This is a genomic window from Desertivirga brevis (assembly GCF_017355835.1).
Genome location: NZ_JAFEWF010000006.1, coordinates 322010 through 347604, shown reverse-complemented (window position 1 = coordinate 347604; position 25595 = coordinate 322010). Strand labels below are relative to the sequence as shown.

The 25595-nt window shown below is 39.5% G+C and carries 28 protein-coding genes; 16 read left to right on the top strand and 12 right to left on the bottom strand.

Annotated features, from left to right (window positions below; translation table 11 throughout):
* Positions 1-249: 249 nt before the first annotated feature.
* Complete coding sequence (locus J4N25_RS16825; protein WP_207422954.1) at positions 250-618, bottom strand: response regulator; 369 nt, start codon at positions 616-618, stop codon at positions 250-252.
* Positions 619-790: 172 nt separating this feature from the next.
* Between J4N25_RS16825 and J4N25_RS16820 the strand changes: the two genes are divergently transcribed.
* Both J4N25_RS16820 and J4N25_RS16815 read left to right on the top strand, forming a co-directional pair.
* The gene (locus J4N25_RS16820) at positions 791-1051 is read left to right on the top strand and encodes a hypothetical protein (RefSeq protein ID WP_207422953.1); all 261 of its coding nucleotides are present in this window, start codon (positions 791-793) and stop codon (positions 1049-1051) included.
* A gap of 74 nt (positions 1052-1125) precedes the next feature.
* Positions 1126-1611, top strand: coding sequence for a CYTH domain-containing protein (locus J4N25_RS16815; RefSeq protein WP_207422952.1), 486 nt, complete (start codon positions 1126-1128; stop codon positions 1609-1611).
* On the opposite strand, the gene J4N25_RS16810 is transcribed toward J4N25_RS16815, so the two are convergent.
* Positions 1608-2651, bottom strand: coding sequence for a quinone-dependent dihydroorotate dehydrogenase (locus J4N25_RS16810; protein ID WP_207422951.1), 1044 nt, complete (start codon positions 2649-2651; stop codon positions 1608-1610). The two genes, J4N25_RS16815 and J4N25_RS16810, sit on opposite strands and share 4 nt — an antisense overlap.
* 76 nt (positions 2652-2727) lie before the next feature.
* Between J4N25_RS16810 and mnmC2 the strand changes: the two genes are divergently transcribed.
* From mnmC2 to J4N25_RS16775, 7 genes are all read left to right on the top strand, one after another.
* Entirely contained in the window at positions 2728-3408 is a 681-nt protein-coding gene (gene mnmC2 / locus J4N25_RS16805; protein ID WP_207422950.1) for a tRNA (5-methylaminomethyl-2-thiouridine)(34)-methyltransferase MnmC2, read from the top strand.
* A gap of 49 nt (positions 3409-3457) precedes the next feature.
* On the top strand, positions 3458-3859 hold the full coding sequence (locus J4N25_RS16800; RefSeq protein WP_207422949.1) for a c-type cytochrome: 402 nt from the start codon (positions 3458-3460) through the stop codon (positions 3857-3859).
* 129 nt (positions 3860-3988) lie between these two features.
* The gene (locus J4N25_RS16795; protein WP_207422948.1) at positions 3989-4744 is read left to right on the top strand and encodes a LytR/AlgR family response regulator transcription factor; all 756 of its coding nucleotides are present in this window, start codon (positions 3989-3991) and stop codon (positions 4742-4744) included.
* A 567-nt stretch (positions 4745-5311) separates the two neighbouring features.
* Positions 5312-6757, top strand: a complete 1446-nt coding sequence (asnS, locus tag J4N25_RS16790) for an asparagine--tRNA ligase (protein WP_207422947.1) — start codon at positions 5312-5314, stop codon at positions 6755-6757.
* A gap of 92 nt (positions 6758-6849) precedes the next feature.
* The gene (locus J4N25_RS16785; protein ID WP_207422946.1) at positions 6850-7104 is read left to right on the top strand and encodes a KTSC domain-containing protein; all 255 of its coding nucleotides are present in this window, start codon (positions 6850-6852) and stop codon (positions 7102-7104) included.
* Positions 7105-7144: 40 nt separating this feature from the next.
* The gene (locus J4N25_RS16780) at positions 7145-8188 is read left to right on the top strand and encodes a flavin reductase family protein (protein ID WP_207422945.1); all 1044 of its coding nucleotides are present in this window, start codon (positions 7145-7147) and stop codon (positions 8186-8188) included.
* A 217-nt stretch (positions 8189-8405) separates the two neighbouring features.
* On the top strand, positions 8406-9026 hold the full coding sequence (locus J4N25_RS16775) for an L-threonylcarbamoyladenylate synthase (protein WP_207422944.1): 621 nt from the start codon (positions 8406-8408) through the stop codon (positions 9024-9026).
* Between the two features lie 68 nt (positions 9027-9094).
* Here J4N25_RS16775 and J4N25_RS16770 read toward each other — a convergent pair whose 3' ends face one another.
* Positions 9095-9358: a hypothetical protein gene (locus tag J4N25_RS16770; RefSeq protein WP_207422943.1), complete on the bottom strand. Its 264-nt coding sequence runs from the start codon at positions 9356-9358 to the stop codon at positions 9095-9097.
* Positions 9359-9834: 476 nt separating this feature from the next.
* On the opposite strand from J4N25_RS16770, the gene J4N25_RS16765 reads away from it, so the two are divergent.
* Positions 9835-10338: a DUF4251 domain-containing protein gene (locus J4N25_RS16765; protein WP_207422942.1), complete on the top strand. Its 504-nt coding sequence runs from the start codon at positions 9835-9837 to the stop codon at positions 10336-10338.
* Positions 10339-10450: 112 nt separating this feature from the next.
* Here J4N25_RS16765 and J4N25_RS16760 read toward each other — a convergent pair whose 3' ends face one another.
* The 5 genes from J4N25_RS16760 to J4N25_RS16740 all read right to left on the bottom strand — a co-directional run bounded on the left by J4N25_RS16760 (position 10451) and on the right by J4N25_RS16740 (position 15683).
* Positions 10451-11365: a BAR domain-containing protein gene (locus J4N25_RS16760; protein WP_207422941.1), complete on the bottom strand. Its 915-nt coding sequence runs from the start codon at positions 11363-11365 to the stop codon at positions 10451-10453.
* A 64-nt stretch (positions 11366-11429) separates the two neighbouring features.
* A complete protein-coding gene (gene bioB / locus J4N25_RS16755; protein WP_207422940.1) occupies positions 11430-12434 on the bottom strand; it encodes a biotin synthase BioB in 1005 nt (334 codons plus the stop codon).
* Between the two features lie 83 nt (positions 12435-12517).
* Positions 12518-13867, bottom strand: a complete 1350-nt coding sequence (gene mgtE, locus J4N25_RS16750) for a magnesium transporter (RefSeq protein WP_207422939.1) — start codon at positions 13865-13867, stop codon at positions 12518-12520.
* 80 nt (positions 13868-13947) lie between these two features.
* Positions 13948-15069: a magnesium/cobalt transporter CorA gene (gene corA, locus J4N25_RS16745; protein ID WP_207422938.1), complete on the bottom strand. Its 1122-nt coding sequence runs from the start codon at positions 15067-15069 to the stop codon at positions 13948-13950.
* Between the two features lie 5 nt (positions 15070-15074).
* Complete coding sequence (locus J4N25_RS16740) at positions 15075-15683, bottom strand: WbqC family protein (RefSeq protein ID WP_207422937.1); 609 nt, start codon at positions 15681-15683, stop codon at positions 15075-15077.
* Positions 15684-15737: 54 nt separating this feature from the next.
* Here J4N25_RS16740 and J4N25_RS16735 point away from each other — a divergent pair, with 54 nt between their 5' ends.
* Together J4N25_RS16735 and J4N25_RS16730 are read left to right on the top strand one after the other, a co-directional pair.
* Positions 15738-16616 carry a lysophospholipid acyltransferase family protein gene (locus J4N25_RS16735; protein ID WP_207422936.1) on the top strand — a complete coding sequence of 293 codons (879 nt, stop codon included), beginning with the start codon at positions 15738-15740 and terminating at the stop codon, positions 16614-16616.
* A complete protein-coding gene (locus tag J4N25_RS16730; RefSeq protein WP_207422935.1) occupies positions 16613-17647 on the top strand; it encodes a glycosyltransferase family 2 protein in 1035 nt (344 codons plus the stop codon). The genes J4N25_RS16735 and J4N25_RS16730 overlap by 4 nt, the downstream gene beginning before the upstream one ends.
* On the opposite strand, the gene J4N25_RS16725 is transcribed toward J4N25_RS16730, so the two are convergent.
* Both J4N25_RS16725 and cobA read right to left on the bottom strand, forming a co-directional pair.
* Entirely contained in the window at positions 17639-18901 is a 1263-nt protein-coding gene (locus tag J4N25_RS16725; RefSeq protein WP_207422934.1) for a PAS domain S-box protein, read from the bottom strand. The genes J4N25_RS16730 and J4N25_RS16725 overlap by 9 nt on opposite strands.
* Positions 18902-19065: 164 nt before the next feature.
* On the bottom strand, positions 19066-19809 hold the full coding sequence (cobA, locus tag J4N25_RS16720; protein WP_207422933.1) for a uroporphyrinogen-III C-methyltransferase: 744 nt from the start codon (positions 19807-19809) through the stop codon (positions 19066-19068).
* Between the two features lie 164 nt (positions 19810-19973).
* Here cobA and J4N25_RS16715 point away from each other — a divergent pair, with 164 nt between their 5' ends.
* Positions 19974-21101: a glycerate kinase gene (locus J4N25_RS16715; protein WP_207422932.1), complete on the top strand. Its 1128-nt coding sequence runs from the start codon at positions 19974-19976 to the stop codon at positions 21099-21101.
* An 18-nt stretch (positions 21102-21119) separates the two neighbouring features.
* On the opposite strand, the gene J4N25_RS16710 is transcribed toward J4N25_RS16715, so the two are convergent.
* Positions 21120-21749 (bottom strand): MarR family winged helix-turn-helix transcriptional regulator, encoded by a 630-nt coding sequence (locus tag J4N25_RS16710; protein ID WP_207422931.1) that lies wholly within the window; start codon positions 21747-21749, stop codon positions 21120-21122.
* Positions 21750-21863: 114 nt separating this feature from the next.
* Here J4N25_RS16710 and J4N25_RS16705 point away from each other — a divergent pair, with 114 nt between their 5' ends.
* Complete coding sequence (locus J4N25_RS16705; RefSeq protein ID WP_207422930.1) at positions 21864-22709, top strand: phytoene/squalene synthase family protein; 846 nt, start codon at positions 21864-21866, stop codon at positions 22707-22709.
* A gap of 63 nt (positions 22710-22772) precedes the next feature.
* A complete protein-coding gene (idi, locus tag J4N25_RS16700; protein WP_207422929.1) occupies positions 22773-23291 on the top strand; it encodes an isopentenyl-diphosphate Delta-isomerase in 519 nt (172 codons plus the stop codon).
* A 177-nt stretch (positions 23292-23468) separates the two neighbouring features.
* On the opposite strand, the gene J4N25_RS16695 is transcribed toward idi, so the two are convergent.
* Complete coding sequence (locus J4N25_RS16695) at positions 23469-24485, bottom strand: GntR family transcriptional regulator (protein ID WP_207422928.1); 1017 nt, start codon at positions 24483-24485, stop codon at positions 23469-23471.
* 247 nt (positions 24486-24732) lie between these two features.
* Here J4N25_RS16695 and J4N25_RS16690 point away from each other — a divergent pair, with 247 nt between their 5' ends.
* Positions 24733-25566 (top strand): phosphatase PAP2 family protein, encoded by an 834-nt coding sequence (locus tag J4N25_RS16690; protein WP_207422927.1) that lies wholly within the window; start codon positions 24733-24735, stop codon positions 25564-25566.
* Positions 25567-25595: the final 29 nt, after the last annotated feature.

Below are 25595 nucleotides of genomic sequence, written 5' to 3'. Positions count from 1 at the left end.
GCAAAAAGCATCCAAAGGTTTATCAAAAGGAAAATGTTTTGGCGATTTTTGGTCCCTGTTTCTCCGTTGAGTCCTCCTTTTTATTGTAAAAGGAGGACTCAACGAGGATTTATCGAGGATATATTGAGCAAATATTCACGATTTGGTGTCCCTTTGGGATACACTTGGGTATCCTGTTGTTATCATAAAATAAGCTGGGATTAAGGGGAGGAAATGAAATTGGATCAGGACGACCGGGCAGGCCTGGGACTACCGGGCGAAGTCCATTAATTGCCCTTCAACTATTTCAACAAGCATGGCGATGTCAAAAGGTTTCGACAGAACATCGTCTGCACAATCCCCCTTCATCATCTCGACTTTCAGATGGGTTGAGAGAACGATCACAGGAATGTGACGGATCCCTTCTTCAGATTTCAATGCACGACAAAGCTCTGTTCCCTGGGGAGTAGTACTTATTACGTCGAGCAAAATGGCATGAGGCCGACTGTTCCTAATCTTTTCAAAGATACCGAATTCTGAATTAGCAGTAAAAACTTCATATCCTTCCTCCCTGAAAAGGTGCTCAATTACCTGGAGGATGTCATCGTCCTTCTCGATAATAAAAATTCGTTTTTTCATGGTAAATGCGGTAGATGGCCTCTATCCTCTACTCTATAATAATGCCAAATAAGCCTAATTGTTATATACAATTCTGCCTTAATTTAACATGCCTAACAATTAACGTAAAACAATACCACGGTGAAACATTAGTATCACTCATTACCGTATACAGTACCAATAGAAAAGGGAAATGATGAGTAACAATGATGATCTATTCGAGAAATTAAAAGGGGACCTGGTAATAATTCAATTTCGAACCCTTCTGGATTCAGTGAGGGCTAACAAAGGGCTGCTTCCTGCTGATTCGATCAAAAACCTTGATAGGGTTATCAGGCAGGAAATGGCAGCTTATATTTTCAAAGCTTATCCTGAACTGAATATCCCCGACGAGGAACATTATGCTGGTGAGAACAGGTGCTTCTTCCCCGACAAAGAAATCTTCCTTAATTGAGGTAACTTCAAACACCAGATGTTATATTTCAATTTCAAAAACTAATTTTACCTCCTGTTCATTAATAGTTGACTATGAAATTTGAAATTGAGCGAAAGTATCTGTTAAACAAGGATAAGTGGGCAAATTTTGAAAAACCCCGGGGAGAGTTCTATAGACAGGGATATATACTTAAAGACCCAGCGAAAACTGTAAGGGTAAGGTTGACAGATAGTAATGCTTACATTACCATTAAAGGATCAGTAGAAGGCATTTCCCGGCTGGAATATGAATATGAAATCCCCCTGGCCGACGCCATAGAGCTTTTAGACAATTTCTGCAGCTCGGAACTTTCGAAAACCCGTTATAAAATACCTTTTGATGGGAAAATTTGGGAGGTTGACGAGTTTTATGGAGATAACGAAGGCTTGATCCTGGCGGAAATAGAGTTAGCAAGCGAAGATGAAGTGTACAGCCTGCCGGATTGGATAACTATAGATGTTACCGGAGACACCAGATATTATAATTCCCGGCTTACCGATTATCCTTTTAAGGATTGGAAAGAGAATAACGGCTCTTAAATGCCGCTATTCTTTATCCTCTTTAATAGTCCTTTGTTGATATTTTTAACGATAGCAGGTCCTTCATAGATGAAGCCTGTGTAAACCTGAACAAGGGCAGCTCCCGCTTCCAATTTCTCAATGGCATCTTCGGCAGTCTGAATGCCACCCACTCCGATAATTGGGAAAGCTTTGCCCGACTTCTCTGAAATATACCTGATCACCTCGGTAGATCTTTTGGTAAGAGGTTTTCCGCTAAGTCCCCCTGCCTGTGTTTTCAAGCTATCGTCAGAGCGGAGTCCCTCTCTTGACAAAGTAGTATTGGTGGCGATGATACCAGCTATTCCAGTTTCAGTAACGATCTCCACAATGTCATCCAATTGGGCATTTGTCAGATCAGGGGCAATCTTCAATAGAATAGGCCTGGAAACATCGTTTTTCGAATTTCTTTGCTGAAGGGTGTGTAAGATCTTCTTTAAAGGCTCTTTCTCCTGAAGCTCTCTTAGTCCGGGAGTATTCGGAGAACTGACATTCACTACGAAATAATCTACCACATCGAACAATGCATCGAAGCATTTGATATAGTCGTTCACTGCCTCCTCATTCGGTGTTACTTTATTTTTACCGATGTTTCCACCAATGATAAGTCCATCTCTCTTGAGTTGCTTCAAACGGTGAGCCACTACCTCTACTCCCTGATTATTGAATCCCATCCTGTTGATGAGTCCCTGATCTTCAGGAAGACGAAACATCCTTGGCTTATCATTACCTGGCTGAGGCAATGGAGTAACTGTACCTATTTCGATAAACCCGAAACCAAAGTTTGCAAGCTCTGAAATCATTGAAGCGTTTTTATCGAAACCAGCTCCCAAACCTACTGGATTTTTAAACTTCAATCCGAAGACTTCTCTCTCCAAAGCTGGATCATTCAAATGGAACATGCCTTGTTGAAGAGATTTAACACCCCAAACCTTGTTGGCAGTTTTAAGAGCCGCGGTAACAAAATGATGGATATTTTCTGGATCGAAACGAAAAAGAATGGGCTTTATTAACTGGTACATAGCCGCAAAATTACGCAGAACTTTAATTAAAAAACATGATTTTAGTTATTATTGGAGCTTATACTTGTTTTTTTAGATGGACAGCCAATATTTACGATTAGTTGAAACAGCAGACGGATCCAAAACTATTTGGAACGAAGCTGTAGGAGAACATTACCATTCAAGACATGGAGCTTTTCAGGAGAGTGAACATGTTTTCCTGAAATCAGGCCTTCAGTACTGGCAAGAAAGAACAGGTGCCCAAAAAGTAGCTGTCCTTGAGGTGGGATTTGGCACAGGACTCAACTTTCTTTTAACGGCTGATTATTGCACCAACACTAACTTAAATCTTAATTATTGCGGTATAGAAGCTTATCCTTTAAATAACGAACTGCTAGGCCAAACGGGTTATGGAAAGTATGTAAGTGAGGGCTTATGGAAAAGCTTCCTGGAAAATTATCAGCAAGCACTTAATAAGGAACAAGCCTTGAATAATAATTGCAGATTAAAGATTGCTTATACGAAACTTGAAAACTTCGTTTCAGATAGTCTTTTTGATGTACTTTATTTCGATGCCTTTGCTGCAGTCCACCAGCCCGAAATGTGGTCTGATATAGCCTTAGAACTTTGCTGCAGGTACTTAAAACCGGGCGGAGTATTTGTAACCTATGCAATAACAGGAAACCTTAAACGCTCGATGAAGGCCCTTGGGTTCAGCATTGAAAAAGCAAAAGGCGCCCCCGGTAAAAGAGAAATGCTTCGTGCCGTTAAACTTTAATTGTTTTTTAAAAGTCAATTTTCCTATTTTTAGCGAACGCAAACCAAATATGCTAAAGAAACGAACTCTCGCTGTTATTGCATCTATCTCTACGATAATCTTTGTTACCTCAGCCACCATGCCGGCCGAAAAAGAACCTGAGTATAAAAACTTAAAGGTACTTCCTAAGAAGATAAGCCATGAGGATATGGACAAAGTGATGCGCCATTATAGTAAGTCGCTAGGGGTAAAATGTAATTTTTGTCACGCTAAATCCGCGGATGGATCAAATAAGCTGGATTTTGCCAGTGATGAGAAACCTGAGAAGCTATCGGCCCGGGAAATGATGAAGATGACAAACAAGATCAATTTAAAATATTTTGGCGGCAAAAAGGAAGTGTTCAATCATGCTGCAATGGAAGTTAGTTGTAACACTTGTCACAATGGAAAGTCTCATCCCGAAGAGCACTAGGTTTTAATGAGCCGTTAAAGGTGAAACATTTTTACTAGATCTCCTATTTAAACTAACTTAAGAATACTATTTGTTTTTTTAAGCATGGCTGCACCTCATCCTTCATATATAGTATTTAGTTTTATATAAATGTTTACTTGTTCAATAATTGATAACAATATTAGTATAGCTACCCTGAAAGGCTATATTGAACTTGTAGATCATATGACTTTGGTTGGAGCTTATAATAGTCCAAAAAATCTTGTTGATATCTTTGTAATAACGAAACCTGATATCATCTTTATTGATTTTAACCTGGCTAAAGATCACTTTATCGAAACCATTCAGTTTAGTAATATTTCGACCCTTATCATTACCGGAGACTCACCAACATTTGCATTTGAGGCTCTGGAAATGAATGCCATAGATTATATTCTTAAACCTGTTGAATATTCCAGCTTTCTGCGCACTGTAATTAAGTCCAAGAAAATAAGGTTCAGAGAATTGGATAAAAGCCTCAAGAGCTTAAAAGAAGTGAACGACCACTTCTTCATTAAAAAGGATTCGAGCGGCAAGAAGATCGTTAAGGTGAAGTATGATGATATTATTTATATCGAAGGCTCTCAGAACTATATTTCTCTGATCATGGAGAACTGCAGTCACCTCACCTATCTTACTCTGAAAGAAATCGAAGAGAGCCTTCCCCAGGATAAGTTTATAAGAGTTCATAAATCTTATATAGTGAATATCAATAAGATTACTGCGGTAGATGGGAATCAGATTTTTTTGAATGACCATGAGAAGATCATCGTGGGCTCTTCCTACAAAGGGAACTTTACCCAAAAACTTAATGAGAGGCTTCTCAAAACAAAACGTAATATAACTAAACTGCCTAACTCCGATTAGTTAGTGATAGTTTGCTTCTGAAAGTCTTTCAAACAGGTAGATGTTTAAAAATGATAAGGTTTAGGTTGCCCTAAATGATTGGTAATAATGCTTAAGTTAAAAGAATATTTTAATGTTATTTACTCATCTTTTTAATCTGTCAACTAAAACTCTTTTATTGTTTGTTTGACATTTCAAAGATATGCAAAGCCTTATACCCATAAAATATTATTACATGAACAAGGCTGAAAACTTGACCAACGAAGTCAAGGACTACACAAAGACCTTTCCACACCTTCGAAAGAAGAGTACCCAGAGATATTTAGAAGATAGGATTCTCGAAAGTCTACCACTTTGATCTGCACCGAGCAAAGTGATAGATCTTCAAAAATTGTTTTCATGGGATGTAATGTAGGGTACGTGTCACGTATAAGGATTTAACGAGCATCAATTCCCTTTATTATTTATAAAAATGGCGGTAGTAAACCCTTGCGTATATTTTCCCAGCTTAAATAAGTGCTAAGGAGTACTATAAAGTTTTAAATGATAAAGGGATTTGTATTTTTGCGGAGCTAAAAAATCAATCGCATGAGCCGTACTAAAATTAAAGATCTGTTGAATTCAACCAGTTATGGTGAAATTGTTACTGTTAAAGGATGGGTAAAAACCTTCAGAAATAATCAGTTCCTTGCAATTAATGACGGCTCTACTATTAATAATATTCAGGCAGTTGTTGATTTTACCAGTACTGAGGAAACCTTGCTAAAGAGGCTGACTACCGGAGCTGCAGTTTCTGTAACTGGTAAATTAGTGGAGTCTATGGGAAAAGGTCAGCGTGTAGAAGTTCAGGTTGAAAGCCTTGAGATATTAGGAGACAGTGATCCGGAGAAATTCCCTTTGCAACCTAAGAAACATAGTCTTGAATTTTTAAGAGAGATTGCGCACCTGCGTTTTCGTACAAACACCTTCAATGCGGTTTTTAAAGTTCGTCACGCTTTAGCTTATGCGGTGCATAAATTCTTCAACGACAGAGGATTTGTTTATATGCACACCCCTATTATCACGGGTTCTGATGCTGAAGGTGCTGGAGAAATGTTCCGGGTTTCAACTATTGACTTTGATAACATCCCTCGTAATGAAGATGGATCAGTAAATTACAAAGAAGACTTTTTTGGAAAACCAACCAATCTTACTGTTTCTGGTCAGTTGGAAGGTGAGCTTGCAGCAATGGCTTTTGGAGAAATCTACACTTTTGGTCCTACCTTCAGAGCTGAAAATTCAAATACAACACGCCACCTTGCAGAGTTCTGGATGATTGAGCCAGAAATGGCCTTTTACGAGTTGAACGAAAACATGGATCTGGCAGAAAGCCTACTGAAGTATGTCATCAGGTATGCCCTGGATAATTGCAGTGAAGAACTGGAATTCCTGAAGGGGCGTTTGCAGGAGGAAGAGAAACAGAAGCCTCAGAGTGAGCGTTCAGAATTAGACCTTCTTAGCAAACTTAACTTCTGTCTTGAGAACGACTTCGAACGTATCACTTATACGGAGGCAATTAATATTTTAAGAAGCTCTAAGCCTAACCAGAAAAAGCAGTTCAAATACCTTATTGAGGAATGGGGTGCGGATCTTCAATCAGAACATGAGCGTTATCTTGTAGAAAAACACTTTAAAAAGCCGGTTATACTTACTGATTACCCTGCTGAAATTAAAGCATTCTACATGCGCCAGAACGAAGTTGACAGCGAAGGACGCAAAACAGTCAGAGCGATGGATATCTTATTCCCTGGTATTGGTGAAATCGTTGGCGGCTCCCAACGTGAAGAACGTCTGGATCTGCTGGAGAAACGTATGGAGGAAATGCATATTCCGGCAGAAGAATTAAGCTGGTATTTAGATACCCGCCGTTTTGGCTCGGCACCTCATGCGGGCTTCGGACTTGGTTTTGAGCGCCTGGTATTATTTGTAACAGGTATGACAAATATCAGGGATGTAATACCGTTCCCCAGAACACCTAAGAATGCAGAATTCTAATAATAAATAATTAAGCCCGAAAGGGCTTTTATTATTTATAAAAATCTTGAATGCGGAACAATCATTGCTTTTGCTTACTTAAAGATAAAGCAATGACCCAAGTACCCTTATTAAATACAAAGGAGAAGATAGCTACACCTTTATCGGGAACAACTGTTTACGTTGATTATTCCAAGGAAAAGAAAACGCTTGAGGTTGCCTTTTATCCTCAAAAAATTTATCACTACTACCAGGTGGATGAAGATCTCTGGGAAAATTACAAGGCTGCTATTGCCGCAGGAGAATCGTCAGGACAATTTGTAAATTTTAAGGTAAAACCCCTATATAATTATAGCCAGGTTAGATGACAGCTGTGAACTTTCCAGATGGATATTGGTTTTTCAATTAATGAAAAAGAACATGCTTTTAGAGTTCAGAATAGTTGAGGTAATTGAGGAGAATTACCTGGCAAAGACCTATCAGCTAGAATTAACCGACTGTTCTCAATTACGGTATAAAGCAGGGCAATTTTTAACCTTTATAATACAAACAGAAAAACAGGAAATAAGACGTTCTTATTCAATCCTTAGCTTACCCTCAGAACCGCTAAAGATCACAGTAAAAAAGGTTGAAAACGGGGCTATATCAAGATTTATTCTACAACAATGGAAAGCCGGCGACCTTGTTTATTCTTTGCCACCGGCAGGACGCTTTTTGGTTGAGCCGCAGACTGAAAAGGCGAGGGATATTTTTTGCTTCGCAGCAGGTAGTGGTATCATACCAATTCTGCCGCAAATCAGGACGCTATTATACACGGAACCTCAAAGTAAGATCCACCTGATTTATAGCAATAGAAATGAGAAAGAAGCTCTTTTTCTGGAGGAGATAGAAGGCATCGCTTCTGAATATAAACGGTTGAACCTTATAAAACTATTCTCTGATCCTGAAGACCAACTGGAAAACCGCGGCCGTTTAAGCAATATAAGCGCAGAAGTTTTGATCCAGAAAGCCCTTGTTTACGATAGGCCTGAGGCTATTTTCCTTCTATGTGGCCCCTTCGCATACATGCGGATGTTGGTGTTTACCATAGGTTTAATGGGGTTTAATAAGGTAAACATTAAAAAAGAGAGTTATATACCCTTTATCATGCAGTCGGGAACGGCACCTTCCAAAACATTTCCTGAGCGAACTGTAAAAATTCAAATCGATTCGCATTCTACCTCCATTAAGGTTCCCTCCGGCAGCAACATTTTGGATGCAGCATTAAAAGCAGGTCTACAATTGCCCTATAGTTGCAAAGGAGGCGTTTGTGGCTCCTGCGCTGCAAGGTGCAGGTCGGGAAGTGTTTATATGAGCATTAATGAGGTGCTGACCGACAGTGATTTGAAGCAGAATTGGGTACTAACCTGTACAGGGTTCCCGGAAGAAGACAGTGTATTGGACTTTTCTTGAAAGTCTAATTGTTTTATTGAGGTAAATGTTTGTAGTTAACGGCCTTAATGAGATGGCTTCGCTATGTTTTAAAGGCCAGAAGAACCTCCATAAAGCTTTCATCTTCCGTTTGTGGGTTTCTGCTCATGGAGGTTATTGATGCAGAATAAGTTTAAACTTTTTAACCGATTTGTTTTTATAAATAGGTAGAATTACAAGATTTTTTATTTTCTGACGCATGCTCTTAAAGATTTACGAAAGCAATCCGAGTCCCAAAGCCGTTCAACAGGTTGTTGATGTGCTGAAAAAAGGAGGATTAATCATCTACCCAACCGATACGGTTTATGGCCTGGGGTGCGATATAACTAATCAGAAGGCAATAGAAAAAATATGCCAGATAAGGGGAATGAAACCCGAGAAAGCCAACTTATCTTTCATATGTTACGATCTGAGTCACATTTCTGATTATGTGAAGCCTATTGATACATCAACCTTCCGTTTGCTAAAAAAGGCACTTCCAGGGCCCTTTACTTTCATTTTTGAAGCAACTACCAGTGTTCCGAAATTGCTGAGTTCAAATAAAAAGACTGTTGGCATCAGGGTGCCTGACAACGAAATAGCAAGAGAGATTGTAAAGCAACTGGGTAACCCGATCCTGTCAACATCTATCCATGACGATGACGAGATCATTGAATACTCTACAGATCCGGAGTTGATTCACGAAAAATACAGCAAATTGGTGGATATTGTTATCGATGGTGGACCTGGAGGGAATATCCCTTCCACCGTAGTTGATTGCACTTCAGGAAACTTCGAGATCCTTCGGCAAGGGAAAGGAATGCTGGAGGACTATGCATAAACACTTTTCTGCTTACAGGTTATGCAACCTGTAAGCTCCTCTCCTACTGCAATCGGACATTTCCTTTATCAGACCGTATAACTTTTTATTGCTTCCCCAATTTTCTCAACCATTTCGTCATCCAGCATACCGTCTTCCTGCTGCCAGCAATCCGGTTCCTCGCAAACATGAGCCAATGTACAAAGATGTTCGTCGTTATGTACAACTACGAAATTGTCATTACTGGGAACAACCAATAATCTGCTGTAATCACCAGTCTCATACAAGTCCACTTCAATATGAAATGGCCCCTCCTGTACATTATTTTCTTCGAATTCTAATTCCTCGTCCATATTAATAGTTTATTTAAAAAGTAGCAAAAGGTGTTCCAGCAAGACCAATAGTGTAATTCTAATCTTGCTCTACTCATCAAGAAAAAATATTCGCTAAGCTCTTTGATTTTCAAACTATTATTACATATCTTAAGGGAAAGATATTAACCACAAGCTTAAGCTGTCCAGCTGTAAACCTATAATCCCCGCCCTTAAGGCGGGGAATTTTTTTTTAACAACGCTTATAATTCTTTATTAGTAAATCGTTAACGAAAATGGATTTACTTTGTGAAAATGGCGATTAAACTATAAGGATACTAGGGTAGTCCAATACTGAATAACTGGCCTCTGAAATAAAAACATCGGACATAAAAAGCAGAAACCGGGCGTTTTTTAACTGACCCATGAATGGCTAAAGGTTAGCAGATGCCTTGAAAACATTAAAATATCATTCAAACTAAAAAAAATAAAAGACCGTTATGAAAGAAAATAATGTTATGAGAACTAAAACATTTTTCGTCGCTTACCTTATATTTTTGTTGACGATCCGTATACATACAGTTTCGGCTCAAACGAAGAAGCAGACCAGGGAAAAGATAAAGGCAGCAGAAGTTCAGAAGCTCCTAGATTCAAAACGTTTCTCGTTCAAGGCGCAAACCGTTCAACCACTTAGGGGAGGAACAATTAATCTTACCTCGGATTACGAACTGGTAATTAATAAAGATACATTACAGAGCTATTTACCCTTTTTTGGAAGAGCCTTTACAGCTCCAATGAATCCTAGCGAATCGCCATTGATATTTAACAGTACTAATTTTAATTATAATGCCGCTAATGGCAAAAAGGGTTCTAAGAATATAACTGTTGAGATAAACGATCAGAATTCTAATGTAAGGCGTTTTTATATATCCGTTTCAGGCCAGGGCTATGCAACATTACAAGTACTGAACAGTAATAGGGATCCAATTAGTTTCAATGGATATATTGCTGCCTTAAAGTAAATCTGTTACGGCTTGCTAAAGGAATCCTATGCTGGCTGCTTTGACACATGGGGTAATGGTAAGAATAGTGCAATGATTTACATCTATAGGTCTTGAAGGCAAATCTATGGCATCACTTCCGCCCTTTGCCTTTAAGATAGATCCTGATTTCACTGGCATGAGGGATGCCTAAAGTTTTACCGGGAATTATTGTAAGGTATTTATGAAGATACACATCAATAATTCCTTTTAAAACCCGTGTCCGTGACTCTACGAATTCCTCAGATACAGCGAAGCGACCCAGATGCATTTTTCCTTTCTCATCTACCACTACTGTAAAGTTGTGAGTAAAATCCTTATAAGCCCCGTCTATAATTATAGAGTATTCAGGATTTAGATACTCTTCTGCCCGGCTTGGGTCCATTATATCCCTCACTCCATGTGATTGTTTGATAGTAATGGCGGGGCTTTTACTAATCAATTTCACGGGTTCCCGTGCGGCTAATACACTATCTGGTTTATCGGCATATTTATTAGCCTTTTCCACCAATGTGCGAACGAAGGCCGTGTCTCGAGCCTTAGGTTTTTGCAGTTCCCTGGGATCCAGTTGTTTCTTATCCAGGTATTCCTTAGAATAGAACTTCATGGATACGTTCGACCGGTCCTTTTTGACCACTTTCTGTTCCACCTGTAATAATTGAAAAATAAGGCTGTCTTTGCTTAGGTGTCTTAGCTTGACCCACTCGCGGGCTATATTAAAAATAGAGTCGTGATCGAAGAATACAGGATAATGGAGAAATTTCTTTTCAAAAGGACTATAGATCTTAACAGAGTCTTCAGATAAAAATTCAAGCACCCATTCGGGTTCCTGTTGAAATCCGTAGCTGTTGAAGCTATAACCATTATCAAACTGCCTTCTAACCTCGATAAATCTCGTACCTATAATTTTTTCGTAGGAAGGTCTTCCGGCTGCTTCGGTAGCATTTTTATCATTATTACATGCACTAACGAGCAACACAGAAAGCATTAAAAGTACTATGTTCTTCAAGCTAATAGATCTTTTTATTAATTGAAAAAAGCGTCCGGGGAGACGCTTTTCGAAAAAAAATATTTTAAGCAGTAATTTCTTCTTCTTTAGATGCTACCTGAGGCCGGCCGTTTTTAAAAGCTTCCCTTGGTTTCAATCCCAGTATTTCAAACATCTGCATATCCTCATTCACTGAGGGGTTTGGAGTGGTTAAAAGTTTATCTCCAGCAAATATGGAATTAGCACCAGCCATAAAACAAAGGGCCTGATCAGTAAGGCTCATCTGGGTACGTCCCGCAGATAAACGTACTACTGTTTTAGGCATTATAATTCGTGCTGTTGCAATCATTCTTACCATATCCCAGATAGGTACTAAAGGCTGATTTTCTAGTGGAGTTCCTTTTACAGGTACTAATGCATTAATAGGGACCGACTCGGGATGTTTTGCCATATTAGCAAGTGTTCTTAACATAGAAACACGATCATCCACCGTTTCACCTAAACCTATAATGCCACCGCTGCAAACGGTTAATTTCGCCTTGCGCGCATTCTCTATGGTTTTGATACGGTCGTCGTATGTACGGGTAGTGATAATACGTTTATAATCTTCTTCGGAAGTGTCGAGGTTATGATTGTATGCATATAGTCCCGCATCAGCAAGACGTTGTGCCTGTGATTCCGTAAGCATTCCTAAAGTACAGCAAACTTCCATGTCCATAGCATTTACAGCCTGCACCATTTCAATAACTTTGTCGAAATCACGATTATCACGCACTTCTCTCCATGCTGCGCCCATACACAAACGGGATGCTCCACCTTCTTTCGCTCTTCTTGCGGCATCGGTTACCTGAGGCAAAGACATCAAAGCATGAACATTAACATCAGTTTGATAACGCGCCGCTTGAGGACAATAAGCACAGTCTTCGGAACACCCACCGGTTTTGATAGACAATAGGCTACTGATCTGAACCTCAGAATAGTCTTTATTCTCCCGGTGAACTGTTGCTGCTCGAAATATTAAATCTAATAAAGGGCTATGGTAAATTTCTGATATCTCCTCCTTAGTCCAATCGTGCCTGATTTCAGTCATAACATTTATATTGTAAGAGCTGCAAAGTTAGTAGAAAAGGTGAAAGGCGGAAAGGTTGAAGGTAAAAGGTTAAAGGGGAAAATTCAGAGCAAGAGTTTACTTGCGAGACCAAGTAACAGCAGGAAGCCAAATACGTCGGTAAAAGTAGTAATGATAATAGACGAAGCTATTGCAGGATCAATTCCTACTCTCTTCAGGAATAAGGGGATGGAAGCTCCTGTTATTCCAGCTATAAGCAGGTTTCCGGTCATAGCAAGGAAGATCACCAAACCAAGCATTGGCTTAGCATCATAGAACAAAGCAAAGAGGAATACAATAAAACCGTTAACAGCGCCATTAATGAATCCAACTGTTAACTCTTTAATAACTGTCTGATAGGCTTGCTTATCGGTAAGGTCATTTAAGGAGATCCGTCTTACTGTTACTGCAAGTGCCTGAGTGGCCGCATTTCCTCCCATACCGGCAATCATAGTCATATAACCGGAAAGAATTACGATCTTAGAAATAGTTGGCTCAAAATGGCGGATGACCGAGGAGGCCAGGAATGCTGTTCCCAGGTTAAGAACCAGCCAGGGTAAGCGACTTTTCACCGCTTCCTTCCAATTACCACTTAGTTCTTCATCTTCCGATACCCCGGAAATTTTCAGGATGTCTTCGGTATTTTCTTCCTGTAATACGTCAATTACATCATCGAAAGTGATCCTACCCAAAAGATGCATATTATCATCTACAACAGGGATACTGGTAAGATTATATTGCGATAGCAGTTTTGCTACTTCTTCCTGGTCAGTGTCTGCTCTTACGAATACAAAGTCGTCATTCACCAGCTCCCTTATGTGAACCGTGTAACGGGATTTAATAATATCCTTCAGCGAAACTATACCAACCAGCTTGTTACTATTGTCAACCACATTAATGGTATAGAACTCTTCCATTTCCTCAGATAACCGGATGATCTCGTCAAGTGCTTCTTTCTTGGTAAGACTGCTGTTTACCTTGAGCACCTGGGTGTTCATCAACCCTCCTGCAGTATCTTCGGGATAATTCAGAAGGTTACGTATGTGTGAAGCGTCTTCTGCATCAAGACCTTCCAGGATCTTATCCTGCTGTTCCTGGGGCAGCTGACTGATAATATCTGTAGCATCATCGTAGTCCAGCTCCTCCATGATCTCTGAACGCTTCTCGGGGTCCAGATTTTCGAGGATCTTTTCGGGGTGGATCTCATAATCCATCTCTGAAATGACTTCTGATGCAATTTCAGAAGGCAAAATATTGATAATATGCTCTCGTTCTTCCTGACTAAGACTTTCAAAGAGAATAGCAATTTCCGAAGCATGATATTCCGATAACAAGGTCTTCAGGGTCTCTTCATTGCCCTCAAGCGCTTGTTTTATTTTAAGAATATCTGATTTATCAAGTTCGAAAGACTGCATCGCCTGCTAAAATAATAAAATGGAGCCTTTAAGCGGCCTCCTACATCAAGAAAACTAAAATTTCACATTAGTTTAACGGTCTATTTCAACCATCCTTTACGCCAGAAGTAAAATAGTTGTAATAGCGCAATGATAACCATTACAAGTATGGTGTAAAGGTACCCATGCTCTGAATAAAGCTCGGGCATATTTTTATCTAATACCTTCCCGGTTTCAGGATCTTCCCGGGCAAAATTCATACCGTAAACACCAGCGATGAAAGTTAATGGGATAAATACAGATGAAATTACTGTTAATAGCCGCATCACCTCATTAGTACGGTTACTTACGAATGATAGGTACATATCAATCAAACTTGTGCTTAGCTCCTTATAACTTTCGACGAGATCGATTACCTGAATAGAATGATCGTAGAGGTCTTTTAGAAAGAAGCGGGTGTTCTTGGTAATTAAGGGCGACTGGCTACGTATCATATCATTTACCTTATCCCGCTCTGGCCATGCAGCTCTTCTTATTGTTATCAGGGCCCGTTTTATTTGCTGGGCTTCTACCGTTATGGATTTATCCTGCTTTGCATAAAGCCGGTCCTCTAAAGAATCCAGCTCATCACCCATCTTATTTAGAATGTAAAAATAATTGTCAATGATCAGATCCATCAGGGCATACATCAAATACGACGGTCCGGCAGCCCTGCTACTTCCCTTTCCTTCTCTTAATCTCTTCCTTACGGGGTCGAGGCAATCGTCGTAATTCTCCTGAAAGGTGAACAGAATATTTTTGGTAAGGATAAAAGAGACCTGCTCATTCTCTATCCCACCCTCTTTTGCCAAGCAGATCATGCGGCTAATAGCAAAGACATAATCCTCATACTCTTCGAGCTTTGGCCGTTGACGGGTATGGACAATATCTTCCATTACCAGGGCACTGATAGAAAAATGATCTTTGAGAGAAGTAAGTAAATTATTATCGCCCAATCCCTGAATATCAATCCAATGGTTTTCTTTTGAATGTTCATGAAGGAACTCTTTCAGCTCCTCGAATCCAGCAGCATTGGTCTCACCATAGGTTGACTGTGAAAATGAATAGATGGTAATGCGGGGTATTAATGCATCCTCTGTTACATGAAAAACACCAGGACTAGTACCCGGGGGTGGTAGCGCCTTTTTTTTTCGTCCTATTATTCTTCTAAATTTTCCAGACATCCTAGCTATAAAAACTGTAAACTTTGCGGGCCTTTGCTACATAACAAATCTAGAATACTTAGGTTGGGAATAAAGCCGTTCTTATCTTCAAACACCTGATAATAAGCCTTACTTTCATAATCTGAAACCAACTTTGGATGAATAGAATTGCGATAATCTATAAATTCAGGATACGTCCCTTGGTAGTTTTCGGTGTAATCAAAAGTTATCTTCAGCCTTAGGGCTTTCATTATTACCTTTAGTAAGCCATCGTTATAGTCGAACAGAAATTCGGTTCTGGTATGATAAAAAGGAGCTAATTCATCTTCATAGTACTCAAAAAACGCCGAATTACGATAAGAAGCCTGTATGCTAAGCCAGTGTAACCGCTGCCAGTTAAAATCGTAGCTTATCCTAACGTCTTTAGCTTTAGTTTGATTCTTTGATCCTTTGATCACCGGCACAACCAGATCAAGTTTTCCGTTTGAAGAACAAATTGAAGCCCTGTTCCTGTACGTCTGCTTTGGAAAATGCTCCTCTTTTTCGAGAAGAAGTTGTCCCTGGGTTGACTGGAGCTTCGTAAAAAATTCGATGGGCGGTAAGTAAAATAACGGAAAGATTGCGCCTTTATTCATTCTATGTACTATGTTTGTAGTCCGATTCGCCGAAATTAATCATAAAACTTACAGATGAAGAAGGTTCTTTGGGGTCTTACTAAATTTTCTTTATACCTGCTTGCACTGCTCCCCTTCCCTGTTCTTTATCTGCTGTCCGACTTTTGTTATTACATCCTCTATTACGTTATTAAGTACCGGCGTCACGTAGTTATGCCCAACCTTAGAAACTCTTTTCCTAAAAAATCGGAGGAAGAGCTGAGACAGATTGAAAAGAAATACTTCAAATTCCTTTGTGACAATATCCTGGAATCTTTCAAGATGCTGACGATGACTCGCCGGGAAATTTCCAGGAGGTTTAAGTTTGTAAATCCAGAGGTGGTGAATCAGTTCCTTCAGCAAGGGAGATCTGTATTATTAACCGGAGGGCATTACGGTAATTGGGAATGGGGAAATTTATCCGTTAAAGCCAGTTTTTCAAATGATGTTCTTGTAATTTATAAACCACTACAGAATGTGAAGTTTGGGGAGTTTATGAATGCAATGAGAAGCCGTTTTGGCACCACGATGGTTCCAATGAAGCTCACATTGAGGAAAATTGTAGAACATAAGAACAAGACCTTCGTTGCCGTTTTTGTGAGTGACCAAACTCCAACAAAAGATGAGTCGCAGTTCTTCACTAAATTCCTTAACCAAGACACCGCAGTTTTTCTCGGAGTAGAAAAGATCGCAAAAGTAACCGGAAATCCTGTAATATTTTGCCAGATAGACCGAGTAAGAAGGGGTTATTACCAAGCCACCTTCACCACCCTTTTCGAAGATCCCAAACAAACCGCTGATCATGAGATAACCATCACTCATACTCAAAAACTGGAAAGCTATATAAAAGCAAAGCCAGAGTTATGGCTGTGGTCGCATAGACGCTGGAAATTTAAGCCCGAAGATCTAAAATGAGTTTATTACCTAAAGTAGCTGTTGTTATATTAAATTGGAATGGCAGAAAGTATTTAGAGCAATTCCTGCCTTCGGTGCTTAAAACAAGCTATCCTTCTACAGAGATCATAGTAGCAGATAACGCTTCCACAGATGATTCTATAACATTTCTTCAAGCCCATTTCCCTTCTGTAAAAATCATACAGAATCAAGAGAACTATGGATTTGCAGCAGGATATAATGAAGCCTTAAAAGATGTAGAGGCTGAATATTTTGTTCTCCTCAATTCGGATGTTGAAGTGGAGCCTGACTGGATTGAACCTGTTATAGCAGTAATGGAAGAGGACAAGACTGTGGCGGCAGCACAACCTAAACTTAGGGGGTTCAAAAACAAAGCTGAACTTGAGTATGCCGGAGCCGCAGGCGGTTTCATTGATAAATATGGTTACCCATTCTGCAGAGGCCGCATTTTTGATACTCTTGAAGATGACGATGGACAGTACGACCAATCGTCGGAGATATTCTGGGCAAGCGGTGCTGCTTTTTTTATTCGTCGCTCGGCATGGATCGAGGTTGGTGGTCTAGATGGCGACTTCTTTGCACATATGGAGGAAATTGACCTATGCTGGCGACTAAAGATCAAAGGATATAAGATATTATATTGCCCTAAATCTGTAGTTTACCATGTTGGCGGAGGAACTTTACAAGCTGAGAATCCTTTCAAAACCTATTTGAACTTCAGGAATAATCTGTTCATGTTGTTAAAGAACCTTCCTCCAGAAAAGAGGTTTTTTACCCTGTTCATTCGTTTCTGGCTCGACTTTATTTCTCTGTTGAAATTTATAACAGAGGGAAAATTCAAACAGGCGGGTGCAATCAATAAAGCTCATGTAGCTTTTTTTAAAGGTCTTAGAAAGAACCTTCGCAAAACAAAGGGCATAAACTATAAGAAATTCAATCCTTCAGGATTATATCAAGGGAGCATCGTATGGGAATACTTTGCTGCCAAGAATAAGAAATTTAGCGAGTTAAATATGAAAAAATTAAACTAAGGGTTGTTCTCCTTCGGCTACATTTACTTTTTTCGTAATATCTTTTACAAGGTTATCAAGCTCGTTAGCGCAATCTTCAAGTAAACGCATACACTCTAATTTCTCAGGGCCGTCCTCGGTATCTTTTAAGATATTAATCAGACTGATAATAGAAGATACGGGTTTTCTGAGTTCATGGGAACTTACCCAGGCCAGCTGTCTTAGGGTTTTGTTTTGCTGTTGTATCTTTTCCTCTCGCTGTTTCCTTTCGGTAATTAAGGTTTGAACGGCGATATAGCAGTCCAATTTACCTTCTTCGTCATAAATAGGAGAGATATCCGTTTGTACCCAATATTCTTCGCCCGCCTTTGTTTTACCGCATATCTCGGCAGAAAAAAATTGTTGATTATTTAATGCGGATAGAAGACTTGCAACTGCGTCAACCTGATTGCCGGCACTTATAAGAACACTTTGTGCAGATTTTCCCATTATTTCTGACATAGTATACTGGGAGAACTGAAGAAATGCCTTATTTGCCCAGCGGATGTCGCCATTAATTTCGGCAATGATCACGAAATTATTAATCTTTTCGATGATCTCCCCCATCCTGCGTTTCTCCTCATTAGACTGCTTGATTAAATCTATATGCGTGGCAAGTGCTTCATTAAGTTCTATTTCTTTACGATAAGATTCTTCTAATTGTCTTTGTTGATTAATCCTTTCCGTGATATCTATAGCCAGAACCATAGCACATTCCTGACCATTGAAGGTAACGGGAAATGACTTGATAGAAGCTGAAAGCTCCTCCCCTGATCTTTTACGATGAGTCCAGTATCCTGAATTACCCTGGCGGTTTTGAATCTTTTTTATAAATTCTATTACCGCAGCCCGGTCCTTTTCTGGCCGAATATCTAACACTGTCATTTTAAGGAATTCGTCCCGGCTGTATCCATACTTCTCAATTGCGGACTGGTTCACTTCGACAAAGCGATAATTACTAAGATTATATATCCACATGGGACTGGGGTTACCGGTGAAGAGTTCCCGGTATTGACGTTCAGAAGTAGCTAAGTTTTCGTTATTCTTCTTTACAAGGGAATATAGAATAAAGGCTGTAAACAATACGAATCCTACCCCTTTAACACTTTGCCAGAACGATAGCTCACCGCTCGTCATTCCCGCAGCGGCAAGCTTCAAGACCTGGTCAGACAAAATAATCCAGGCCAGAGCCGCTACCAGATATAAAACAACAATTTTTAAGGACTTGTAATCCATGCTCGCTTCTGTTTCTTTGGTTAAGGACTATTATATGCCCTGATACTGAGTCACCCAGTGGTTAGTTCCCGGAGGTATTTTGAGAGCCTTACAAGAAAGCACAAGATAATTTTTTTTATGGAAGAATCTCAAATAATACTTCCAAAAATCAGCCAGACCATACATTATTGTTGTAAAGGAATTTTCTGAAGGCCTGCAACTTCACCTATTATGATTATAGCCGGGTGAGTAAGGCCGTTCTCCTGAGCCATTTTTTCGAGATCTTTGACCTTTCCTTTAGCTGATTTCTGTTTGCTTAGGGTAGCATGCTGAATAATTGCAGCAGGAGTTTCGCCCATTCCTTCACTCACATAGGTAGCTGCAATCTCTGCTATCTTTTTCATCCCCATGTAGATCACTACCGTCGAGTTGCTTTGCATAGCCAATCGAAGGTCATTAGATAGAGATCCATCCTTTTTAGTTCCCGTAACCACCCATATACCCTCGCTTACAGTACGGTGAGTAAGCGGAATATCTTCAAAGCCTGAAGCCTGCATGCTGGTGATACCAGGAATGAAGAAAGCTTCAATGCCATGCTCCCGTGCGTATTGCATTTCTTCAAAACCTCTCCCAAAGATAAAGGGATCCCCACCTTTCAACCGCACCACCAATCCCTTCTCCAATGCTTTCTCTTTAATTAACTCATGAATACGTTCCTGCGGGGTGTATTCGCCATATGGGTGTTTTCCAACGTAAATCAATTCACAACCTGCCGGAGCGAGGTCCAATAACTCCTTATTTGCAAGATTATCATAAAGAATAACTTTTGTTCTCTGTAAAACTTTGTAGGCTTTCAAAGTAATCAACTCAGGATCACCTGGCCCAGCACCAATCACATATAATTCTGGCTTAACTTCTTTCTCCGGCATTAACGCTATCTTAAAAACGCAGTTAAAATACGATCATTTTGGGTCTTATGTAAAGGCTAACGCGAAAAAATTGGGAAATTATCACAATTTCAAAAAAAATTGAATAGCAATAAGGCTTAAAAATTAGAAATTGAGCAAATTTACATCTAAGATCAGGAGATCAAATGAAAATCATAGTCGCACCCGATAAATTTAAAGGATCTCTCACTTCTATTGAAGCATGCGAAGCAATTAAAACAGCAATTAGCTCGAACTCAAAGACTACAGAGGTTGTGCAGCTACCATTATCGGACGGAGGTGATGGGCTACTTGAGGCATTAACACAAAATGCTTCTCTCGAAATCAGAAATCTTACAGTATTGGATCCTTTATTTCGACCTGTTGACACCAGCTACCTGATTTCCGGCGATAATTCGGCTTTTATCGAGATGGCTAAAGCATCAGGCCTCTTACTACTGAATTCCGGAGAGCGGAACCCTGCCCTTACAAGTTCTTATGGTACAGGTGAACTTATTAAAGATGCAATACAAAAAGGAGCCCGGAGGATCACATTAGGTATTGGAGGAAGTGCGACAAATGATGCAGGAATGGGGATGGCTGCAGCGCTTGGTTTTAGATTCTATGACAATAGCGGCAAAGGGCTAATGCCTATTGGACAAAATCTGGGCAGAATTGAAAGTATTGATAGCAGCAACGCGATTGACTTAAGCACTTTAAAAATTGAGGTAGCATGTGATGTTACCAATATCTTTCATGGAGTAAACGGGGCAGCATACGTGTTCGGGCCTCAAAAGGGAGCAAATGCTATAATGGTCAGGGAGCTGGATGAAGGTCTTGCTCATGTTGCCGGAATTATAAAAAGAGATCAGGGAATAGACCTTCAAAAAATACAAGGGTCGGGTGCAGCAGGTGGACTAGGAGGTGGGGCTATAGCCTTTTTGGGAGCCAAATTAAGATCAGGAATCGAACTTGTACTGGAACACTCGAGAGCAGAAGAAAAAATACAAAGAGCTGACCTTGTAATTTCAGGAGAAGGGAAGCTAGATCATCAAAGTTTAAATGGTAAGGTAATTTCTGGCATTTCCTCTCTCTGCAAAAAGCATAACAAGCCCTTGATAGTGGTTTGCGGAAGGAATGAGCTCCGGGTTGAAGAATATAAAGCTGCAGGGATAATTAGGGTTTATTCTATAATTGAATATGCGGAGGATCAAGCTTCGGCGATCGATAAGGCTTCCTATTGGTTAGAATCTGTCACTGCAAGAGCAATGGGAGAATTTTCAAATGGTGTTTGAGAGGAGATGGTTTCTGTTCTAAAGTTCAAAATTTTCAGGCCTGCCTGCCCTGAGCTTTTTCTCGTGGAAATTTTCAAGCTTCTGCAACAAATGAACTAATTGTAGCTTTTCGTTATTATCTAAATTGCCGGTGACTATCCTACTTGCTTTTCGCACTTTTTCCATATTAGCATCCAAAGCATCTTTACCAATGCCTGTGATTGTTAAAGAACGGCTTCTTTTATCTGATTCTGACACATCTTCCTTCACAAAGCCCCTCGATATTAGCCTGTTTATTATTTGAATTCCTGTTGATTTTTCGTGAATGTTCAAATCTATTAGCTGCTGTTTACTCATACTTCCTTTGTGTAGAAGATTAAGCAGAAATACTACCTCATCAATACTTGCAAAAGGAGAATCAGCTACAGCTAGTTTACTATAGATCTTTGCATATCGGAACAGATGAACCAATGAGGTATTTATGGCACTCTCGGCGCTTCTCCCCTCCGCCTTACCCTCCCAATTTACTGCCTCCCCTGTGTCTTTAGCATTTAAGGGGAATTGTTTGTGTAGCCAGTTGGAAAAGTTTGGCAAATTCTTTTCCCCTTCGAAATCTGCATCAAAGATTTCGACGTAATTAAGTATATCTTTTAGGAGCAAGTAAGACATTGGAACAAATAAATACTAAAATTGAGTAAATATAGAACTAAAATACACTAAATTTGTTTAATTTTAAAACTATAATACTTAACTGTGGTTTTCTACTTAGCTTAAATGATCAGGATGAACAATGCCGCTCTCTATGACCATGTATCTTACAACTGCAGCAAGGCTGTTACCGGAGAATACAGTACTTCCTTTTTTTCGGCCATCAAATTATTGAGGACCGACTTAAGAAAGCCAATTTATGCAGTCTACGGGATGGTAAGGCTTGCTGATGAGATCGTAGATACTTTTCACGATTTTGATAAGGAGACCCTCCTTGCAGAATTCAAAAAGGATACATTCCTGGCTATTACTAATAAGATCAGTTTAAATCCTATTCTTCAAAGTTTCCAGCAAACAGTGCATCGCTACAACATAGATCTAGGTCTAGTCGAAGCATTCTTTAAAAGTATGGAGACCGACCTAAAAAAACAGTATTACCTTAACCGTGATGAATACGAAGAGTACATTTACGGATCGGCAGAAGTGGTAGGTTTAATGTGTCTGTACATTTTTTGTGATGGAGACAAGAAGCTTTTCGGAGAACTGAAGGACTATGCAAGGGCTCTAGGTGCGGCATTCCAGAAAATAAACTTTTTGAGGGACCTGCAGGCAGATGTTGAGGATCTGAACAGAGCCTACTTCCCCGGCTTCCAGAAAGGTTCATTTAATGAATTACAAAAACAAGCGATTGAAGACGAGATTGCCGCTGATTTTGAGATGGCTTATACTGGAATAAAACGCCTCCCAATTAGTGCCCGGTTTGGTGTTTACGTTGCTTACAGGTATTACCTTGCTCTATTTCAAAAAGTAAAAAAAGCGAATGCAAGTAGGATTATGGAAGAAAGAATTCGGATTCCTAATCATATGAAGCTCGTTATCGTGTTTAAAGCTGGTGTAAGAAATCAATTAAATTGGATATAACAGAATTGAATTAGTGGCCACCTTATCAATATTTTATACTTTTGGCGTTCTATATAAGCTGGCATGAACATAAGTGAAGTTATATTAGTAGACGAGCTCGACAATGAGATTGGACGAATGGAGAAAATGGAAGCTCACTTGAAAGGTTTACTTCACCGGGCTTTTTCAGTTTTTATTTTCGACCGCGATGGGAGAATGCTATTACAGAGAAGAGCATTCCAAAAATATCATTCACCTGGTCTATGGACAAATACCTGTTGCAGTCACCCCGCACCAGGCGAAAGCAATATGGCTGCAGCAACACGAAGGCTGCAGGAAGAAATGGGCTTCACTTGCACACTAGAAGAGATAGGATCTTTTACTTACAGAACGGCTTTTGATAATGGCTTACAGGAATACGAATTCGACCATCTTTTTACCGGGGAGTACAATAGCAAGTTTGAAATTAATCCTGATGAAGTAGATAGTTACAAGTGGTTAAGTATAGAGGAAGTTGACAAACTTCTACAAACTTCTCCTGATGACTATACTGTTTGGTTTAAAATCGCCTTCCCGATTGTTAAATCGTACTTGTATCAATAGGAGGTACTTTAGCAATCCCCTTCTAGCCTCCAGTTGCAGGATTTCCACCTAGGAACTAAGACCCTAACAAGAATCTGACCTGTTTATCGTCAGGATCTTAATTAACCATTGTGATCAACGAGCTAAACAATTGACGAATATAAATTTAAGGATCCGTTAAATAGCTAACCACTATCACTACAGTGAGCCTCTTTTTATCAAATGGAAAGGATTTCTGATCTGCTGTTTTTGCTTCTTAAGGATAAGATTAGCGGCAGCACCTCCCATGTTTTCGAAATCAGTTGTTACTACCGAAATATTTAATAGCCCCTTCAATATTGTATCATTGAAAGAAATAATCCCCACATCTTCTCCAATGACCAAAGAGGTTTGCTTCACTTTATTAATAAGGTCAGCAAGATCAGATTCAGCCAAGGTTATGTAAAGTTCATTTCTTCCCGGATTTACCTTTGAAAGATTTTCCACTTCAAGGAATCCTTTGTCATGGTCTTTACAAAAAGCTTTAATTCCTAAACTAATATCTCTCTGGTAATTTTTATCAGGAGGAAAGATCACTATGATATCATCGTATTTTTCCAAGCTTTCAAGATCGCTTTCGAGAGCCTCATAAATATCCCTCTTAAAATCCTGATAAATAACGCTATGCGCTTCTCCCAACTGTGGAAGATTTTTATCGAGAAGGATAAGTTCATCCTCGGGAATTAAGCGAACAAGCTCTAACCCGTCTACTTCTTTGCCCTTTTTCAGAAAGTAAGGCATTACAACATAGTAATGATACTTTCCTAAACTTGCTTCAACTATCTCTCTGAAAAGATCGGCGTCGTAATGATATATCTGCAGGTCTACTTTGGCTTTCTTTCCTAAAGCTTCTACTAATGAATAATAGACGTTCTTTTTGTATGAGCTAAGTTTATTGAATAGCAGCAGCACTTTAAGCTTATTATCCTTCTTATCAGCTATATAATTCCCTCTACCTGGAACGGTTTCTATGTAACCCTCATCCTTTAATAACTTATAGGCCTTCTCAACTGTGTCTCTTGAGATTTTATACTGCTTGCTAAATTCGGAGATTGATAGCAACCTCTCTCCTTTTTTTAGAGCTCCTTTTTCAATATGATGAACAATTGCCTGGGCAACCTGCTCTACTTTTGACACTTTACTATTTTGATCTATTTCTATTGTAACAAGGCTCATCTGAATGAAATGCTTAAAAGTTTGATTCCTTAGATAATACTACAACACACTTAACTTTAAGTGAACCTATATCACAGTTCCCCTACTATTTTGCGTCTGCAAAAATAATTTCTTTTTCTATAACCCCGTCAGACATTTTTCAGTATAAGCCATTAAATTTCAACTAATTGAAATTCAGAGTTTAGAAAATTAAAAATTTACCTCTTACAGAAAGTTTTCCTTTTTGATAAGATCATTTCAGCCCGTGATGAAACAGATTTTTTGCATGGCAATGCTATTTATTGCTCCTTTTGTATCGAATGCCCAAATGATTTTGGAGATGGTAGATTCGATAGCCATTGAAGAAACCTTAGATATACCTCCTGTAAATAGCAATAGCACTCCTTTCTTCCCGGTGCAGAAAAAACCTGGTTTCATAAGCCGATCTGCTCAGTACCTTGTTCCAGCTACGATGTTCGGATTCGGCATGGTGGCGAAGAATAGTCCTGCTTTACAAACCTTCGACCTTAAGATCCGCAGCGAGGTGTTAGCTGAGGAAAACCGTCCTATAAGTCGTAAACTTGAAGATAAGCTGCAATACCTTCCGGTTTACTCCGTATTTGCTTTGAATGCTGTTGGCCTTAAAAGTGAGAATAAATTTTTCGACAGGATTGCCCTCTACGCAATTTCGAACACTATCATGAGCAAAACTGTACACAAGCTTAAGACTGCAACCGGCAGGATACGCCCCGACGGATCAAATAATCGATCTTTCCCGAGCGGACATACTGCAACCGCTTTTTCTGCAGCCGAGTTTATGAGATTGGAATATAAAGATGCTTCCCCTATCTACGGTATTGCAGCCTATACGATAGCTGCAACTACGGGGGCTCTACGTCTTTACCATAATGTTCACTGGTTCAGCGACGTAGTGGCGGGTGCAGGGATAGGTATCTTGTCAACAGATCTTTCTTATTTTGTTTATCCTAAAATCAAGAAATTTGTAAACAACAAAATTGGTTTTAAGCCGAAAAACCTACATATAAGTCCTACTTATCAATCGGGCACAGCTGGTCTGGCAATTGTTTACAACCCTAAATAATAACATATTCCTTTATTTTCTAGTGAGCT

What these genes read in the sequence shown, in the direction of transcription:
- J4N25_RS16825 (WP_207422954.1), bottom strand. Translation starts at nt 618, where the DNA reads ATGAAAAAACGAATTTTTATTATCGAGAAGGACGATGACATCCTCCAG.
- J4N25_RS16820 (WP_207422953.1), top strand. Translation starts at nt 791, where the DNA reads ATGATGAGTAACAATGATGATCTATTCGAGAAATTAAAAGGGGACCTG.
- J4N25_RS16815 (WP_207422952.1), top strand. Translation starts at nt 1,126, where the DNA reads ATGAAATTTGAAATTGAGCGAAAGTATCTGTTAAACAAGGATAAGTGG.
- J4N25_RS16810 (WP_207422951.1), bottom strand. Translation starts at nt 2,651, where the DNA reads ATGTACCAGTTAATAAAGCCCATTCTTTTTCGTTTCGATCCAGAAAAT.
- mnmC2 (WP_207422950.1), top strand. Translation starts at nt 2,728, where the DNA reads ATGGACAGCCAATATTTACGATTAGTTGAAACAGCAGACGGATCCAAA.
- J4N25_RS16800 (WP_207422949.1), top strand. Translation starts at nt 3,458, where the DNA reads ATGCTAAAGAAACGAACTCTCGCTGTTATTGCATCTATCTCTACGATA.
- J4N25_RS16795 (WP_207422948.1), top strand. Translation starts at nt 3,989, where the DNA reads ATGTTTACTTGTTCAATAATTGATAACAATATTAGTATAGCTACCCTG.
- asnS (WP_207422947.1), top strand. Translation starts at nt 5,312, where the DNA reads ATGAGCCGTACTAAAATTAAAGATCTGTTGAATTCAACCAGTTATGGT.
- J4N25_RS16785 (WP_207422946.1), top strand. Translation starts at nt 6,850, where the DNA reads ATGACCCAAGTACCCTTATTAAATACAAAGGAGAAGATAGCTACACCT.
- J4N25_RS16780 (WP_207422945.1), top strand. Translation starts at nt 7,145, where the DNA reads ATGAAAAAGAACATGCTTTTAGAGTTCAGAATAGTTGAGGTAATTGAG.
- J4N25_RS16775 (WP_207422944.1), top strand. Translation starts at nt 8,406, where the DNA reads ATGCTCTTAAAGATTTACGAAAGCAATCCGAGTCCCAAAGCCGTTCAA.
- J4N25_RS16770 (WP_207422943.1), bottom strand. Translation starts at nt 9,358, where the DNA reads ATGGACGAGGAATTAGAATTCGAAGAAAATAATGTACAGGAGGGGCCA.
- J4N25_RS16765 (WP_207422942.1), top strand. Translation starts at nt 9,835, where the DNA reads ATGAGAACTAAAACATTTTTCGTCGCTTACCTTATATTTTTGTTGACG.
- bioB (WP_207422940.1), bottom strand. Translation starts at nt 12,434, where the DNA reads ATGACTGAAATCAGGCACGATTGGACTAAGGAGGAGATATCAGAAATT.
- mgtE (WP_207422939.1), bottom strand. Translation starts at nt 13,867, where the DNA reads ATGCAGTCTTTCGAACTTGATAAATCAGATATTCTTAAAATAAAACAA.
- corA (WP_207422938.1), bottom strand. Translation starts at nt 15,069, where the DNA reads ATGTCTGGAAAATTTAGAAGAATAATAGGACGAAAAAAAAAGGCGCTA.
- J4N25_RS16740 (WP_207422937.1), bottom strand. Translation starts at nt 15,683, where the DNA reads ATGAATAAAGGCGCAATCTTTCCGTTATTTTACTTACCGCCCATCGAA.
- J4N25_RS16735 (WP_207422936.1), top strand. Translation starts at nt 15,738, where the DNA reads ATGAAGAAGGTTCTTTGGGGTCTTACTAAATTTTCTTTATACCTGCTT.
- J4N25_RS16730 (WP_207422935.1), top strand. Translation starts at nt 16,613, where the DNA reads ATGAGTTTATTACCTAAAGTAGCTGTTGTTATATTAAATTGGAATGGC.
- J4N25_RS16725 (WP_207422934.1), bottom strand. Translation starts at nt 18,901, where the DNA reads ATGGATTACAAGTCCTTAAAAATTGTTGTTTTATATCTGGTAGCGGCT.
- cobA (WP_207422933.1), bottom strand. Translation starts at nt 19,809, where the DNA reads ATGCCGGAGAAAGAAGTTAAGCCAGAATTATATGTGATTGGTGCTGGG.
- J4N25_RS16715 (WP_207422932.1), top strand. Translation starts at nt 19,974, where the DNA reads ATGAAAATCATAGTCGCACCCGATAAATTTAAAGGATCTCTCACTTCT.
- J4N25_RS16710 (WP_207422931.1), bottom strand. Translation starts at nt 21,749, where the DNA reads ATGTCTTACTTGCTCCTAAAAGATATACTTAATTACGTCGAAATCTTT.
- J4N25_RS16705 (WP_207422930.1), top strand. Translation starts at nt 21,864, where the DNA reads ATGAACAATGCCGCTCTCTATGACCATGTATCTTACAACTGCAGCAAG.
- idi (WP_207422929.1), top strand. Translation starts at nt 22,773, where the DNA reads ATGAACATAAGTGAAGTTATATTAGTAGACGAGCTCGACAATGAGATT.
- J4N25_RS16695 (WP_207422928.1), bottom strand. Translation starts at nt 24,485, where the DNA reads ATGAGCCTTGTTACAATAGAAATAGATCAAAATAGTAAAGTGTCAAAA.
- J4N25_RS16690 (WP_207422927.1), top strand. Translation starts at nt 24,733, where the DNA reads ATGAAACAGATTTTTTGCATGGCAATGCTATTTATTGCTCCTTTTGTA.